Source organism: Paenibacillus sp. PvR098 (genome assembly GCF_017833255.1).
Classification (GTDB): domain Bacteria; phylum Bacillota; class Bacilli; order Paenibacillales; family NBRC-103111; genus Paenibacillus_G.
Genome location: NZ_JAFIBU010000001.1, coordinates 2407781 through 2423762, shown reverse-complemented (window position 1 = coordinate 2423762; position 15982 = coordinate 2407781). Strand labels below are relative to the sequence as shown.

13 protein-coding genes are annotated in these 15982 nt (G+C 49.2%); all 13 read left to right on the top strand.

The features are described 5' to 3' along the window. Nucleotides 1–315: 315 nt before the first annotated feature. The 13 genes from JOE45_RS12060 (at nucleotide 316) to JOE45_RS12000 (ending at nucleotide 15981) form a co-directional block, all read left to right on the top strand. Nucleotides 316–1032 carry an aromatic-ring-hydroxylating dioxygenase subunit beta gene (locus tag JOE45_RS12060; RefSeq protein WP_210019966.1) on the top strand — a complete coding sequence of 239 codons (717 nt, stop codon included), beginning with the start codon at nucleotides 316–318 and terminating at the stop codon, nucleotides 1030–1032. A 60-nt stretch (nucleotides 1033–1092) separates the two neighbouring features. Continuing rightward, the gene (locus JOE45_RS12055) at nucleotides 1093–1983 is read left to right on the top strand and encodes a VOC family protein (protein WP_210019967.1); all 891 of its coding nucleotides are present in this window, start codon (nucleotides 1093–1095) and stop codon (nucleotides 1981–1983) included. 3 nt (nucleotides 1984–1986) lie between these two features. Further along, on the top strand, nucleotides 1987–2757 hold the full coding sequence (locus JOE45_RS12050) for an SDR family oxidoreductase (protein WP_210019968.1): 771 nt from the start codon (nucleotides 1987–1989) through the stop codon (nucleotides 2755–2757). 25 nt (nucleotides 2758–2782) lie between these two features. Further along, complete coding sequence (locus JOE45_RS12045; RefSeq protein ID WP_210019969.1) at nucleotides 2783–3754, top strand: dihydrodipicolinate synthase family protein; 972 nt, start codon at nucleotides 2783–2785, stop codon at nucleotides 3752–3754. Between the two features lie 15 nt (nucleotides 3755–3769). Continuing rightward, complete coding sequence (locus tag JOE45_RS12040; RefSeq protein ID WP_210019970.1) at nucleotides 3770–5095, top strand: aromatic ring-hydroxylating oxygenase subunit alpha; 1326 nt, start codon at nucleotides 3770–3772, stop codon at nucleotides 5093–5095. 63 nt (nucleotides 5096–5158) lie between these two features. Continuing rightward, nucleotides 5159–6688: an aldehyde dehydrogenase family protein gene (locus tag JOE45_RS12035; RefSeq protein WP_210019971.1), complete on the top strand. Its 1530-nt coding sequence runs from the start codon at nucleotides 5159–5161 to the stop codon at nucleotides 6686–6688. A 48-nt stretch (nucleotides 6689–6736) separates the two neighbouring features. Beyond that, nucleotides 6737–8209 (top strand): UbiD family decarboxylase, encoded by a 1473-nt coding sequence (locus JOE45_RS12030; RefSeq protein WP_210019972.1) that lies wholly within the window; start codon nucleotides 6737–6739, stop codon nucleotides 8207–8209. 80 nt (nucleotides 8210–8289) lie between these two features. Further along, nucleotides 8290–9741, top strand: a complete 1452-nt coding sequence (locus JOE45_RS12025; RefSeq protein WP_210019973.1) for a UbiD family decarboxylase — start codon at nucleotides 8290–8292, stop codon at nucleotides 9739–9741. Nucleotides 9742–9910: 169 nt separating this feature from the next. Further along, nucleotides 9911–11002 carry a tripartite tricarboxylate transporter substrate binding protein gene (locus tag JOE45_RS12020; RefSeq protein ID WP_210019974.1) on the top strand — a complete coding sequence of 364 codons (1092 nt, stop codon included), beginning with the start codon at nucleotides 9911–9913 and terminating at the stop codon, nucleotides 11000–11002. 213 nt (nucleotides 11003–11215) lie between these two features. Beyond that, the gene (locus tag JOE45_RS12015) at nucleotides 11216–12286 is read left to right on the top strand and encodes a Bug family tripartite tricarboxylate transporter substrate binding protein (RefSeq protein WP_210019975.1); all 1071 of its coding nucleotides are present in this window, start codon (nucleotides 11216–11218) and stop codon (nucleotides 12284–12286) included. Between the two features lie 110 nt (nucleotides 12287–12396). Further along, nucleotides 12397–13884: a tripartite tricarboxylate transporter permease gene (locus JOE45_RS12010; protein WP_210019976.1), complete on the top strand. Its 1488-nt coding sequence runs from the start codon at nucleotides 12397–12399 to the stop codon at nucleotides 13882–13884. Continuing rightward, a complete protein-coding gene (locus JOE45_RS12005) occupies nucleotides 13881–14387 on the top strand; it encodes a tripartite tricarboxylate transporter TctB family protein (RefSeq protein ID WP_210019977.1) in 507 nt (168 codons plus the stop codon). The genes JOE45_RS12010 and JOE45_RS12005 overlap by 4 nt, the downstream gene beginning before the upstream one ends. Before the next feature lie 157 nt (nucleotides 14388–14544). Then, nucleotides 14545–15981 (top strand): aldehyde dehydrogenase family protein, encoded by a 1437-nt coding sequence (locus tag JOE45_RS12000; protein WP_210019978.1) that lies wholly within the window; start codon nucleotides 14545–14547, stop codon nucleotides 15979–15981. Nucleotide 15982 lies beyond the last annotated feature (1 nt).

The following is a 15982-nucleotide window of genomic DNA, read 5'->3' as shown; positions in this document are numbered from 1 at the left end:
CTAGTGGGTAAGATCGAGTAACATTGCCATTCAGAGGGGATTTCTTATGATGTGGTCAACCAGACTTTTCTGGTTGGCCTCTTCGGCATCCAAAAAACCGGATTACAAATCGGGATCAAAGCGGCTGAGACGAGAAATGTACCGTGTAAAGTTATCAAAAAAAGTGAATACAATTCAAAATATTTCGATTTGATAAAAAAAAACATCCGTATTAAAATTTTAAATGAAAGCAGTTTCAAACGCTGAAACGAAAGGGGTTCAGGCGTATGTCCAAAGCTTATTGTTTGTACTATTCCTATCCTTAGCCCAGCAAGCTTGTTTGACGGATACAAAAAAGTACCAACGGGAATTCGGAGAATTGTTGATGAAGGAAGAATAATTGCAATATTTGAAAACGTTTACAAAATTATTTTTTCAGATCGCCTAGTGTTTGAAATATGGGCGCCGGAATGCCGAAAGGATATTCCCTCATCATTTGTTTACAAGAAAGTAGGGATAAATTTGACTCGGACAACAATGGAAAATTGGCAAGAATATATGCAAGTATATATGGAATGTGTAAGTTTTTTGAATAAAGAGGCCGAGCTTTTCGATAATGGTGAACTGATGCAATGGCTGGACTATTTGACTCCGGATATCGACTATCGCGTTCCAGTGAGAGTGACCCGGGAGGGGAAAGGAGAAACAGGTTTTAGCCAATCGGCTTTCATCCTGCTGGAAGATTGGGATTCCATCAAGACGAGAGTGGAGCGTTTAAATACGGATTATGCCTGGTCGGAACAACCGCGTTCTCGTTTACGCCACATGATTAGCAATATTAGACCTAATCTTCCGAAGGAAGGTTCGGAGATCGAGGTGAGAAGCAACTTTATCGTTTACCGCAGCAGAGGAGATAACCCAGCCTTTGAACTATTGTGCGGTGAAAGATTGGATTATTTACGCCACGTGGATGGTCAATTAAAAATTGCGAAAAGAACCGTTTATTTGGATCAGACCACATTGCCGATGTCGTATATTTCCTTTTTCTTCTAAAATATCTCAATGTAAAATTTATTCAATTCCTTCATATCTACATAAAAATGAGGTGCTTGTATGGCAGGAGAACGTTGTTTTGAGCACGCGGAATTAAGAGTCATGGATCTAGGAAAGGCGAGCGCTTTTTACAAAGAGGTCCTGGGTCTTGTGGAAATACATCGGGAAGGCAAAACCGCTTATTTCGGCTGCGGCTTGGATAACAATTACGATCTGGCGGTTACTGAGGGGGGGACCGGCGTAGCGCATTTTGCCGTACGGGTAACGAATGAAGATGACCTGGAGCGGTATGCGAGAATGATCAAGGAACTGAATGTTGCGGTAGAAAACACGGATGGCAGAGAGCCTGGTCAAGTGAAAGGCATCGGATTTACATTGCCTAGCGGGATCAAAGCTGAATTGGTTTGCGTGGAAGACAATAAGTATCATTTCCCTCATGCACCGGCCCTCAAAGAAAGGGGAGCTATTGCGCCGATTGATGCGGATCACATCAATTTAATGACAACGGATGTCCAGAAGGATGCGGGTTTTTTAAAAAGTATTGGATTTTATATTTCGGATGTAAAGCTGGAAAATGACGGCTCCTGGATGCAGGCGTTTACGCGTAGAGAGACATACCATCACGATGTTGCTTTCAGTCTGGCGAAGTCAGAAAAGGAAAGCTTACACCATTATGCCTGGAACTTGAGAGATTTCGATCATATGAAGCAGATTGCAGATCGGGCTATGCAGTTTGGTACGGAGCTCGAGGTAGGGCCGGGACGACACGTAACCGGCGCCAGTTTATTCTGTTATTTTTGGGAGCCTGGAGGCAACAGGTTTGAGTTTTCGGCCGAAGTGGCTACCGTCTCGCATGAGATGCCGACGCGTTTTCTTAACAAAAACGAAAGCAAATTTTCAGCTTGGGGCGGAATACACGGTCGGCCAGAATCCTTTACGCGAGGTAGCTGAGCGATGGGCGAGCTGAATGGAAAGGTCGCTTTCATTACAGGAGCAGCTTCGGGAATCGGCCGTGCGGTGGCCAAACGGTATGTGGAAGAGGGCGCGAAGGTCGGAGCCTTCGACCTCGATGAAGCTTCTCTCGATTCTTTAAAAGAAGAGTGCGGGGAAGATTTGATCACGATTTGCGGCAACGTTGCTTCCTTGGAAGACAATAAGCACGCCGTGGCGGAGGTGCTGCAAGCGTTCGGCAAGTTGGATATTTTGATTGCCAATGCCGGTGTCTACGACAAGCGGGTCTCCTTGAGGGAAATTGAGGAGAAAAACCTGGAGGCGGCTTACAATAAGCTGTTTGGAGTCAATGTGAAAGGTTACTTGTTCACCGTCAAAGCAGCGCTGCCGGCCTTATCCGAAACGAAAGGCTGCATTGTGATGACGGCGTCAATATCCAGCCTTCAGGCCGGCTTGGGCGGAACGCTTTATGTGGCTTCCAAACACGCCATAGCGGGATTGGTTCGCCAGCTGGCGTTGGAGCTGTCGCCGGATATCCGGGTTAACGGGGTCGCTATCGGCAAAGCCTTGACTAATTTGAAATCCGTCATTGAACCGAAAGTGGACCGGCCATCCATTTCCGCTATGACCGACGAGAGACTTCCGCTCAAAAAGGTGCCGCTGCCGGAGGAAGTCGCGGGTTCCTATGTGTTTTTGGCATCGGGAAGGAATGCGGGACATATGACGGGAACGATAATTCTTGTCGACAGCGGCATTTCCGTCAGACCTTTTTAAGATTGAGAACCGGAGGGAACCACACATGAGTTCATTGAGATTGCGTTTGGAAGACCTTAAAGGCGTGTTTGCCATTATGCCGACCCCAGCGTTGGCGGATTATTCGGTAGATCTGGAGGAATCTCGCCGAGGGGCCGAAGCTTTGGTTCAGGGCGGGGTGGACGGCATTATGCTTACCGGCACGTTTGGCGAAGCCTCAACGCTGACGGAAGATGAATGGAGGGCGTTTACCGAGACGGTCGTGAAAACGGTTGACGGCCGGATTCCGGTTGTGGCGGGACCGACGACGCTGAATACAAGGGATACGATCGCCAGAGCCAAGTTTGCGCGCGAGGTAGGCGCAGTAGGTTTGCTGTTAGGCCGTCCCTTCTGGTGTGAACTGCCCTCGGACGCTGTGCTCGGCTTTTATCGGGATGTGGCGGAAGCTCTTCCGGACATGGGCATCGTCGTCTATAACAACCCTTCTGCTTTCAAGAGCAAGATTACGCCTGCCATGTGGGCGGAGCTTGCAGAAATTCCTCAAGTCATAGGGGCCAAATACGGCTCTTACAATGAACAATATCCGAGCTGCTTTGAGGCGGTAAACGGTAAAATACGGCTGATGTTAATGGAAAAAGATTGGCTGAAGGTGTATAAGCTTTCACCGGAGCATAATATCGCCTGCTGGTCAGGCGGAGCCTCTTGCCATCCTGAGCCGGTGGTTGCCTTGCGTGAGGCCATCGCTTCGGGGGATCTGGAACAAGCGGGAAATCTGAGCAATGACATTTATAAAACGTATGAGACTTTCTTTCCGAGAGGAGACAGAGACCTGTTCCGCCTCTACACGATTCAGGTGGAAAAACTCAGGATTCAAGAGGCAGGGTACATCAAGGCAGGGCCAAGCCGACCGCCGTATCATGAAATACCGGAGGAATTTGCCGAAGGAGCCCGCGAGTCGGGAAGACGTTGGCAGCAGCTCGCAGAGCGGTTGATGGAACAACACGTTAGATCCCAATAAAGGAGTCGAGTAAGCATGGCCACCCAAACGAGCAAAGACGTTTTGACGCAAATGCAGCAAGAATTCGATAAAGGATACATTCCTTTGCAAATATTTAACGATCCCGAACTATACGCGATGGAGCTTGAGAAAATCTTTGCCAAGTCATGGGTTTTTGTCGGACATGAATCGGAAATTCGGAAGCCTGGGGATTTTGTCACCCGGTATATCGGAGGAGACCCGTTTATTCTTTCGAGAGGGAAAAACGATGAAATCAAATGCTTGTTCAACTCGTGCCGGCACCGGGGCGTCAAAGTGTGCCACAGCGAGAAAGGGAATGCTTCGCATTTCCGGTGTCCGTATCATGGATGGACGTATGACTGTTCGGGAGAACTGACGACCGTACCGCAAAAAGAAAGAGCCTACCGGAACCTGGAACAAAAGGAATGGGGGCTTCTGGAGGCGCGGGTGGATTCGTATAAAGGGATGATTTTTGCTTGTCTGGATGAGAAAGCGGGAACCTTGGAAGAGCATCTGGGAGGTTTCCGCTGGTATATGGATACGCACATCGATTTTGTGGAGGGGGGAATGGAGGTCGTTGGGGAACCGCACCGCTGGATCGTCGATTCGGACTGGAAGATAGGCGCGGATAATTTCAGCGGGGACAGCTATCACACCCAAATGGCGCACCGGTCGGTATTCGACCTGGGGCTGGGCGTACCTCCGTGGGAGCAGCTGCGCAAAAAAAATCACGAGGTGCATGTGACCGATTGTGACGGTCATTCCACGAGCTTGAAACTAACCGCGCCCGATGTATCGCCATTCCGGGGATATCCTGAGGAAGTGCAGGCGCTATTCCGTAAAGATATGCCGGTGGAACAGTTTGAGATCGTAAGAAGGTCATTGGTCAATACCGGCAACATCTTCCCGAATTTGTCGTTCGTGCACATTTATACAACCGATGCGCCGAATAAAACGTTCACGCCGGTCTTGAGCTTCAGACAATGGCAGCCACGCGGTAGCGGAAAGATGGAAATCTGGAGCTGGGTGCTGGTTCCGGCCAAAGCGTCAGAAGAATTCAAGAAACGATCGTATAAAGTGGCGGTCAGCACATTCAGCCCGTCGGGGAATTTCGAGCAGGACGATATTGCGATATGGAACGGATTATCCGCTACCGCGGGAAGCGTGTATTCGCGAAAAAACGACGTCAAGCTGAACTATCAAATGGGCTACGATTTCATGAGCGATGCGGAAGTGATTACAGAATGGGCGGGACCCGGCGTCGTTTACGATTCCCGGTTGGAAGAGGGAGTCATGAGAACGTTCCATAGGAAGTGGCTTGAATATATGCTCTCGGAATAAAAGGTCCGGAGTCATATTCTGTGGAACCGTTCGAATCATCAGCTAACCTCGGATTAATACGATATGGAGGAGATTATCATTTCTATTGTTATCGAGAAAGGGAAGAATCGGTCCAAAGCGGAATGGGAATCGCTGGCTAAGCAACTGCTGGACCGAGATTGGAAAATGACGGTGGGGGATCGGCTGGTCAAAGCCAAAAGCGGGAAGACTTATACGACCACGAATCCGTCTACCGGGGAAATTTTGGGAGAAGTACCGTTGGCTCAGCCGGAAGATGTGAATGAAGCCGTGGAAACGGCAGCGGAAGCGCAGAGGCAATGGAAGAAGGTGCCCCCGCTGCGCCGGGCGGCGTATTTGCGGGAAATTGCGGCTGCACTGAAAGAGCGGGCGCATGAGTTCGCCGCCCTTGACGCTATAGACTCTGGCAATCCAGTCATTGCGATGTATAACGATGTGGAACGGGCGGTGCAAAATCTGCAGTATTGCGCAGGACTCGCTACAGAGTTGAAAGGAGAGACGATCCCGTCCTCCGGCGTGCATTGGCATATCACGAGACGTGAACCCTTTGGCGTTGTCGGACAGATCAATCCGTACAATCATCCGATCGGACAGACTGCGACCAAAATTGGTATGCCGCTGATGGCCGGAAACACCGTCGTGGTGAAAACGCCGGATCAACCCCCGCTGTCTTCGCTGCTGTTCGGGGAAATGGTGAAAGAGATTCTACCTCCGGGCGTCGTAAACATATTAAGCGGCAACGGTCCCGTGACCGGGGACGCGATTGTTCGTCATCCGATGATCAAGCGCCTGTCGTTGACGGGCAGCGTTCCGACGGGAAAGGCGATTATGAAATCGGCGGCGGAAACCGGCATCAAGCATGTTACCCTGGAGCTTGGAGGGAAAAACGCAATGATGGTATTCCCCGATGCCGATATCGAAGCTGCGGTCAACGGCGCGTTCTACGGCATGAACTTTCTGCGTTCGCAGGGACAATCTTGCGGTTCGATGACTCGCCTGTTCCTGCATGAGTCGGTGTACGACCCATTTATCGCCAAATTGGTGGAAAAAACGAAAGAGGCCAAACTTGGCAACCCGCTCGATCCGGTAGTGAATATGGGTCCGGTGGTGTCGGAAGCGCAGTACGAAAAGGTTATGTATTACATCCGGGCCGGCCATGAAGACGGGGCCAAACTTCTTGTCGGAGGAGAGAAGCCGGGCGATCCGGAGCTGGCGAACGGTTATTTTGTCCCACCGACGATCTTTACCGGCGTGACACCGGAGATGCGCATTTTCCGCGAAGAGATTTTCGGACCGGTACAGTCCGTCATCAAGTGGAAAACTTACGACGAACTGATCGCCATGACGAACAGCGTATCATACGGGTTGACGGCTTCCATCTGGAGCAACAATTTCTCGCAGATTCTTACCGCTTTGGAGGACATCGAGGCCGGGTACGTATGGGTGAACGGTTATTCCGCCCACTATACCGGCGTTCCGTTCGGAGGCTTTAAAGAAAGCGGTCTCGGTACCGAAGAGGGGTTAGAGGAACTGTTCAGCTATACGCAGACGAAAGCGATTCATTTTGTTCGTTAAAGGATCGTTTACCTGAATCCCCCCCTAATTTCCGAAAGGAGATTGACAATGGCCAAAAATTTAGACGACAGGAGTATATCTCAATACCAAATACCCTATCAAGATCTTAGAGAATGGTTGGATGAAGTGGAACGGTTGGGTGAGCTTCGTCATGTGAACGGCGCTACTTGGGAGGAAGACATCGGAGATGCCACCGAGATTTTGCATCATACATATCCCTCCCCGGCGGCGTTGTTCGACAACATACCGGGTTATCCGCAGGGCTTCCGCGTCCTCACTAATTTTTTTGCCGGAAAGCGGATGAACATGAGTTTGGGGTTGCCGACGGAATTTAGTAAGCAAGAAGCCAGCGACACATTTTATGACATATACAAAAGCTTAAAACCGCTTCCCTATGAATATATTGAAGATGGTCCGGTGTTTGAGAATATTCAAATGGGCGAGGAGGTGAATGTACAGCAATTTCCCGCGCCTTTTTGGCATGAGCTGGACGGAGGACGTTATATCGGCACGGGATGTTTTGTCATCACCAAAGATCCTGAAACGGGAATCGTGAATTTAGGGACTTACCGCGTCATGGTCCATGATGACAAAACGGTAGGGTTTTACATCTCTCCGGGCAAACACGGACGCATACATCGCGATAAATACTTTGCAAGAAAAGAACCCATGCCGGTAGCGATCGTGGTTGGCGGAGATCCTTTGCTTTTTTTGATGTCCTGCAACGAAGTTCCGTTTGACGTCACTGAGTATGATGTAGCGGGAGCATTGCGGGGAAAACCTTATCCCGTCGTAAAGGGGAAACTGACCGGTTTGCCTATACCGGCGCATGCCGAGATCGTATTGGAAGGCTTCGTGCAACCGGATAAGAGCATGAAGGAAGGGCCTTTCGGCGAATGGACCGGGTATTACGGCAGCGGGGAAAAGGAAGAGCCGGTGATGGACGTTAAAGCGATCTATTACCGGAACAATCCGATCATCCTGGGTTGCCCCCCTTCTCGTCCGCCCGATAGCATCGCTCGTTTCCGCGCCATTCTTCGTTCGGCGATGTTAAAGGAAGAGATGGGAAAGGCCGGAGTTCCGGACGTAACCGGGGCCTGGGCACATGAGATCGGAACGAACCGGATGTTTCTCGCCGTATCCATCAAACAGCGCTACCCTGGGCACGCAAGGCAGGCGGGTCACATTGCAACGTTTTGCCGTGTCGGCAACTATGCCGGCAAGTATGTCGTCGTGGTGGACGATGACATTGATGTATCCGATTTGGAAGAAGTGATGTGGGCGATGGTTACGCGGTCGGATCCGGCCGAATCGATCGATATTGTCGACCGGGCTTGGAGCACGAGGCTGGATCCGCGCATCCATCCGGACAAGAAAGCCGCCGAGAATCTGACGAATTCCAGGTGTATTATTGACGCTTGCCGCCCATGGGAGTGGCGCGATCAGTTCCCGCCGGTCAATATGCTCAGTCCGGAAAAGACCAAGAAGGTAAAAGAAAAATTCGGCTGGTTATTTAAATAAATCGGATTTTTATGTTAAACAACCTCGAAGCAAGAGCAGTACAGAGGATTATAATAATATTATTTTGGGAGGTATTTGGCATGGATATTCGCTTTGACGATCTGCGTGGTTGGATTGAGGATTTGGAAGAAAAGGGTGAAATTCGTACCGTCAGCAATGCTTCGCTTCATGAGGAGGTTCCGGCGCTCATTGATTGGATATGTCACCAGGATGGAAGTCCGGCTTTACTGATTGATAAAATGAAGGACTGCGAGAACCCCCTCAATATTCGCTTCATCGTCAATCTTTTGGGCGCACCCGAACGGTTGGCTTATACCTTCGGATTGTCGGCCCGTGACAAAATGGGTCTGGTCAAGGAATGGAAAGGCAAGCTGAACGAGCATAAACAGCTTCCGTATAAGGTGGTCGCCGACGGTCCGATTTTGCAAAACCGCCTGGTCGGCGATGAAATCGATTTGACCCGTTTGCCGATACCGAAGTGGCACCAACGCGACGGCGGCGCTTATATCGGCACCGGCAACGTGGTGGTTACGCAGGATCCCGATACCGGATGGGTCAATTTAGGGACATACCGCGGTCAAATCCTGGGCAAGAATCTGGTCGGCAACTATGTGGAACCCGGAAAGCACGCAAAGCTGCATCGGGAACAATGGTGGGCTAAAGGAAAGCCGGCACCATTTGCGCTTATCCTCGGCTCCGATCCACTGCACTTCGTCTTTTCCTCGACGCATTCGCATGAGGAGGTTTGCGAATACGATTTGGCCGGCGGCTTGCGTGGACGTCCAACGGAGGTCGTCATTAGCGATTTGACCGGGTTGCCTATCCCGGCAGGAGCTGAAATCGTTCTGGAAGGATTTATGCACCCGGGCGAGGAACTGGACGAAGGACCTTTCGGCGAATGGACGGGTTACTATGCGAAGGAAGTAAAACCGGAACCGGTGATTCGCATCGAAAGAATTTTGTACCGGGATAATCCGATCATTCATGCCCACCCGCCGGTTAAACCTCCTTCAACGATTACCTTCTACAGGGCGGTCGAGAAGTCCGCGGAGATCTGGAATGCGCTGGAGGCAGTTGGCGTTCCCGACGTTCGGGGAGTTTGGTGCCATGAAGCCGGAGGCACCCGCTTATTCAACATCATCAGCATCAAGCAGCGTTATGCCGGTCATGCCAAGCAGGCGGCTTTGATTGCATCCCAATGCAACGAGGGCGTACGGATGGGTCGATACGTGGTCGTGGTGGATGAGGATATCGATCCGACCAACCTGGGTGAAGTGATATGGGCGATGTCGACGCGCACCGATCCCGAGAAATCGATCGATATTATCCGCCGTACCTACAACGCTCCGTTGGATCCGGCGATGCCCGAGGGGCAGAAGCTCTTTACCTCGCGGGCGATTATCGATGCCTGTCGGCCTTATGAATGGAAGGATAAATTTTCGCCGGTCATTGAAACGGACGCCGAGCAGCTTCGCAATGTAGAAGAAAAATACAGACATCTGTTAGAGCGCCAGAGTTTGGTCAAAAGCTAATAAAAGCGCGGCATAACGAATGACTTGCCTCCGGCCTTTAAGGCCGGGAGGCCGGAACGCTTAAATTGACGTGTTCGGCGAACATTTGTGTAAGCGCTTAATCTGTAATATGCACAGCAGAGAGGGTTTGTAACCAATAACATGAATCCACTGATAAGGGGAATGATGTATGAGAACGATTCGGTTAAACCGTCGGTTGTTTTTTCCTTTGTCGATCATTTTAATATTGGCCGTGTTTGTGGCGGGCTGCGCGTCCGGACCACCGGGTGCGGGTTCCAATGACAAAACTTTGGCACCGCAGCAAGCGGGCGCAGATACGAAAACAGGAAGCGACAGCAAACCAAGCGAAACCAAAGCTCCCGTAAATTTCCCTACACAGAAGATTGAATTTTTGGTAGGGGCTACGGCTGGCGGAGGCTTTGATAACTGGGCGCGTGCGATTACTCCTTTTTTGGAAAAATATTTGCCAGGTGATTATCCGGTTGTGGTCACGAACATGGCCGGTGCAGGGGGAAGGGCGGCTACCGAGTACCTGGCCAAAGCCAAGCCGGACGGACATACGATTCTGCTTGTCACGGTTAGCGGCATGGCTGCCACCCAACTGGTGGAGAATGTGAAATTCGATTTGAACAAATTCACCTGGATTGGCCAAGTAAGCAATGATGTTACTGCGGTGGCAGTGGGAGCGAAAAGCAAATACAATTCCCTTCAGGATATGGTTAACGACAAGAAGCAGATTGTTGTTGCCACCAAAGGACTAACCGGAAGCAACACGATTGCCAACGCCATTCTGTTTAAAGTGCTCGGAATCGATTGGAAGCCGCTCAACCATGGCGACACGTCGCAGTCTATCCTGTCTATTGTGCGTGGAGATGCAGATTTTACCCTGAATTCCTATGACAGCATTCGTCCTTACATCGAGAACGGCGATGTGAAACCGGTCGCCTATTTGGATATGAAATCTCATCCCAAAATGCCGAATGTTCAGAATGCTAAAGACTTGGGTCTTGGCGAATATGCCGACGCATTTAATTTTGCCCGCACGATAGCCGCTCCGCCGGGAACCGATCCGGCCGTGGCAAAAGTATTGTCCGATGCCCTGAAAAAGACGGTCGAGGATCCTGAGTTTCAACAGATTCTCTCCAAGATGCAGCTCAACACACAATATCTTTCACCGGAAGAGTCGGCTGCATCCGTAAAGAAAACGCTCGAAACGTTTGTGAAATATAAGGACGTTGTAACGGAGTTGTTCAAGATGTAACGGCAGTCTTATGTACGATTTCCAAATTGGGGCGCTGCAGCCGCAATAATAGATCGAATGCCGAATCGGAATCATCGGGTAAACAGCGAAGACAGCGCCCTTCGTATACGACAAATACCCATCCGCAGACAGGTATCGCGTTCTTACTTTAGATATGGATATACGCCGGCCGCCCTTAAAAGAGTTAAAAACGAGGTAACGGAGGGATTTTGTTTGAAAAATGCATTGGTTTACAGGAGGTCTTACTTCCATATCATTCTTGTTTTATTGATTTGTATTTCTTTAATAGGCTGCAGCTCTGCCAAGAGTACCGGCGGCGATGCCAAAACCGGCGGGATGGAAACTACTCCTGCTGCAACAGCGGCTCTAGGCAGCGAACCGGCAGTCAATTTCCCTAAAGAGAGAATCAGGTTTATTGTAGGCGCAAATCCCGGCGGAGGTTTCGACACGTGGGCCCGAGCATTGGCGCCTTATTTGGAGAAGTATTTGCCCGGGGATTATCCCGTAGTGATCGAAAACATCCCCGGCGCAGGCCAAGTTATAGCAACCGAAGCTCTGGCCAAAGCCAAACCTGACGGACATACGATCCAGATTCTGACCCTTAGCGGCATGGCTGTCTCCCAGTTGATGGGCAATGTAAAATATGACTTGAATAAATTCACTTGGTTGGGTCAGGTGTCGAAGGACGTTACGGTAGCTGTTGTTGGTGGAAAAAGTAAGTATCAATCTCTGGAGGATATCAAAAAAGTCAATAAAGAAATGATCGTGAGCACCAACGGAATGACCGCCAGCACAACCATCGCCAATGCAATCCTGATGGATGTCCTTAAAGTGAAATGGAAGTCGTTGAACCACAATGATACCGCGTCTACGGCACTTTCCATCATCCGCGGTGACGGAGAATTTAGTACGCCTTCCTATGATACCGTTCGTGCTAACATTCAGAATGGCGACTTGAGACCGCTTGCTTATCTGGATAATGAACCTCACCCCGAACTGCCTGGAGTTCCGAGCGCCAAAGATTTGGGGTATTCGGAATATGTCAATGCCTTCACGTTTGCCCGAATGGTTGCCGCTCCCCCGGGAACGGACCCGGCTGTAGCAAAAATATTGTCCGATGCGCTGAAGAAGGCGATAGAAGATCCGCAATTTCAAGAAAGCATCAAGAAGCTGGAGTTAAGCACCCATTATTTATCGCCGCAAGAGTCTACGGAAGCCGTAAAAAAAGCGTTTGAAACGTTCGGTAAATATAAGAGTGTCATTGAAGTGTTGTTCAAAGGCTAGATGCGATTTATCCAGTAGAAAGAACACGAGAACACGATTTCAGTTGCGTACTGCGCATCAGTCCAACTGTAATCCAAAAAATAATTACCGTTCACAGGGGAGGAACTAACTTGGGTTTCCTGTCTCAAATAGGAAATGTGTTCCAATGGGATTTGATGTTATTGATGGTTGGTTCCGTTATTTATGGGCTTATTATCGGGATATTGCCGGGGATAGGGGGGCCGATTTCGATGGCTCTTTTGATCCCCCTTACCTTCAGTTTGAGCCCGGAAGCCGCCATTGTCGTTTTGTTATCCGCGTATGGCTCATCTAACTTTGGCGGCTCCATCACTTCCATATTGATTAATACGCCAGGCGATGCGGTGAATGCGGCGACAACCTTTGACGGATATCCCTTGGCTAAACAAGGCAAAGCCGGGATGGCTATCACAGCCGCCATGTTTTGCTCAGCACTTGGGGGATTTGTAGGTCTTGTTGTTTTGGATCTGATGCTTCCTTTTGCCAGAGATTTCATCTTGTTATTTTCCTATCCGGATTTCTTTATGCTTGGATTATTCGGTTTGGCCGTCATTGCGGTGGTAACGCAAGGCAACACGTTCCGCGGCTTTATATCCGCATTACTCGGACTGATGCTGGCTTTCATCGGTACGGAACCGATTATGGGAGGGGAACGTTTTACATTCGATTCGGACTATCTGTGGGACGGAATCAGTTTGGTTCCTGCGATTATAGGGTTATTCGCGGTAACGGAGGCATTCAAATTAAGTAGGGAAGAAAACACGATAGCGGGAGAAGTGAAAGTAAAATCAGGTTTCACCTGGGAAGGCATTACCGTAGTTTTCAAAAATTTCTGGCTGTTCTTGCGTTCGTGCTTTATCGGTATCTATCTCGGCATGATTCCCGGAGTGGGCGGCACGGTTGCGAGTTTTATGGCTTATGGGACCGCCGTTCAAATGTCGAAGGATAAAGAGAAATTCGGAAAGGGCGCAATTGAAGGAGTTATCGCTGTAGAATCGGCCAACGATGCCAAGGAGGGCGGTTCGTTGCTCCCGACATTGGTTTTCGGTATTCCGGGAAGCGCAAGTATGGCTGTGCTAATCGGAGGACTGATGATGCATGGACTGACTCCAGGTCCTGAGATGTTGAAGAAAAATCTTGATTTGACTTATTTTCTGATTGCGGCTGCTATTGTTGCTAAAGTGGTGGCTATGGTTCTCGGTTTGGTCATCGGGACCCGGTTGGTTTTTATGACTAAAATCCGTTGTACTTTGATGGCGCCGGCCATTATTGTCATTTCCATGCTTGGCGCGTATGGGATCGAAGGTCGCTTCGGTGATGTCATCGTGACCGTTCTATTCGGATTGATCGGAATCTTTATGCAAAAATACGGTTATTCCCGAATTGCGCTTACCATTGCATTGGTATTGGGAGGAATGGTGGAAGCTACCTATCATCAATCCATGACTACATTTGGCCCGTCGGGATTCTTTACCAGGCCTATTGCTGTGACTTTGTTAACATTGACTATTGTTTCATTGGTATATCCGTTCATCTCAAACAAGCGGAAAAACAGGACTGAAAGGAGCATAAAATCTTGATCCAAATCAATGAAAAAAGCATATTTTCCGGCTTATTGTTCCTTTTTACTGGGCTGTTGCTTTATATTACCATCGGGATGAGAAGCGACGTTGCGCTTGTTCCGCGCATTGTCGGTTTTACGATGCTGATCTTCTCGGGTATTGACTTGGTTCACAGCCTGTTTCCTGCCGTGCGGGAAAGGCTTCCTTTTTTAAACAAAAGAGCATCCGAAACCGCGTTTGTTCAGATGGGCGCGGCCGAGGAACCCGAAAAAGCCGAAGAACCGGTAGCTTCGAAAGAAACGGGACAGTCCTTGTTGCTTTTTGCCGGATGGATCTTGCTATTTGTGATTTTGATTTATTTCACCAACATGATTTTGGCTATCCTAGCTTCCTTGTTCATTTACCTCAAGTGGGTCATAAAGGAAAGTTGGAAACTGACGATTCTCTATTCAGTAACAGCGGCCATTCTTTCCTACCTTGTTTTTGTCAAGGCTTTCGGTATCCATCATATGTGGTCTTAACTTCCCGTCATGGTGAATAAAGTGGCTATCGTAACTCGGCAATCTTCCAGGAACGGTCGTCATGCTTTTTCAAAACGGGGTGGTTGCTTTTTGCCGAGGTGGCCACGGTGCGGGAAAATGTATTGAAATTTATCAAGCAAGAAAAAGGTGACCGGATATGGTGACAATTGATTTATTTATTAACAATCAAGATGTTTCTGGACATACATACATGGATATTAGGGACCCGGGGTGTCTTACGGATGTGATTGCCCAAGTTGCGATAGGAAATGTAAATCAAGCCAATGAAGCGGTAGATGCAGCGCACAATGCTTTTCAAATATGGCGAAAGACGGATATCCATGAACGTGTTGAACGTCTGCTGGCTGCAGCCAAAGCGTTGGAAGAAAAAGCGGACGAATTGTCGATTCTTTTGGTAAAAGAGCAGGGAATGCTTCATCGGGATACCAAGAGGGATCTTGCAGGCGGAATAAGAATTATAAGGAACACCGTTGAAATAGCAGAAACGTTTTTCGAGCCGGAACGGTTTGAGGACGATGAGAGCTGGATCAGTATAGAGAAAATGCCAAGGGGCGTGGTGGCGGCTATTGTCCCATGGAACGCCCCGATCGTACTGACGATGTCCAAGGTTGCTCCCGCGTTGGTATCCGGAAATACGATTGTCGTGAAGCCCTCGCCATTCGCGCCGGTATCCGTAACATTGGCATTGAAGACCATGGCTGCGTTCTTTCCTCCAGGCGCGATAAACGTTGTGCATGGTGAGGGTGAAATCGGTTCGGCCTTATCCCGGAATCCATTGGTGAAGAAAATCGCTTTTACCGGCGGCACTCATACCGGAAAGCTGATTATGGGGGATGCGGCAGCCACAGTGAAAAATATTAATTTAGAATTGGGAGGCAATGACCCGGCAATCGTATTGGAAGATGCGAAACCCGAAGAGATCATCCCGGCACTGCGACAAGCAGCATTGATACGATCGGGGCAGGTTTGTTATGCCGTTAAACGAATTTACGTCCCAGAAAACATGTATAAGCGCTTTTTTGATCTCATGTGTGAAGCTGTCGATGAATTAAGAGTAGGCTACGGCTTTAATGAACAATCCACGTTAGCACCGTTAAACAACAAACACCAATGGGTCAGGGTAAAAGAATTAATACAGCGGGCGAAGATGAGTCAGGCGGTTGTTAAGGAATTAGGCAGGAAATTGGAACCGGAACAATGGGACAACGGCTATTACCTGCTGCCTGTTGTGATCGGTAATGTTGAACCTGCGGCGGAAATCGTCGCATGCGAACAATTTGGACCGGTCATTCCTTTGATTCCATACAAAACGGAGGAACAAGTCATTCACATGGCCAATAGCACCGACTATGGACTGTGCTCTTCCATCTGGTCTCCAAACGTCGACAGAGCGCTGAGGATTGCCCGGCAAATCGAAGCGGGGACAACATTTATAAACAGTCATTCTCGTACTGCTCTTGGTGATAAAGTTATGCCGTTTGGCGGTGTCAAACAAAGTGGAATTGGAAGAACTTGGACAAAAATTGGTTTGGCTGAATATGTCGAATATCACGCGATAAGTCGAAAAAAGTAAA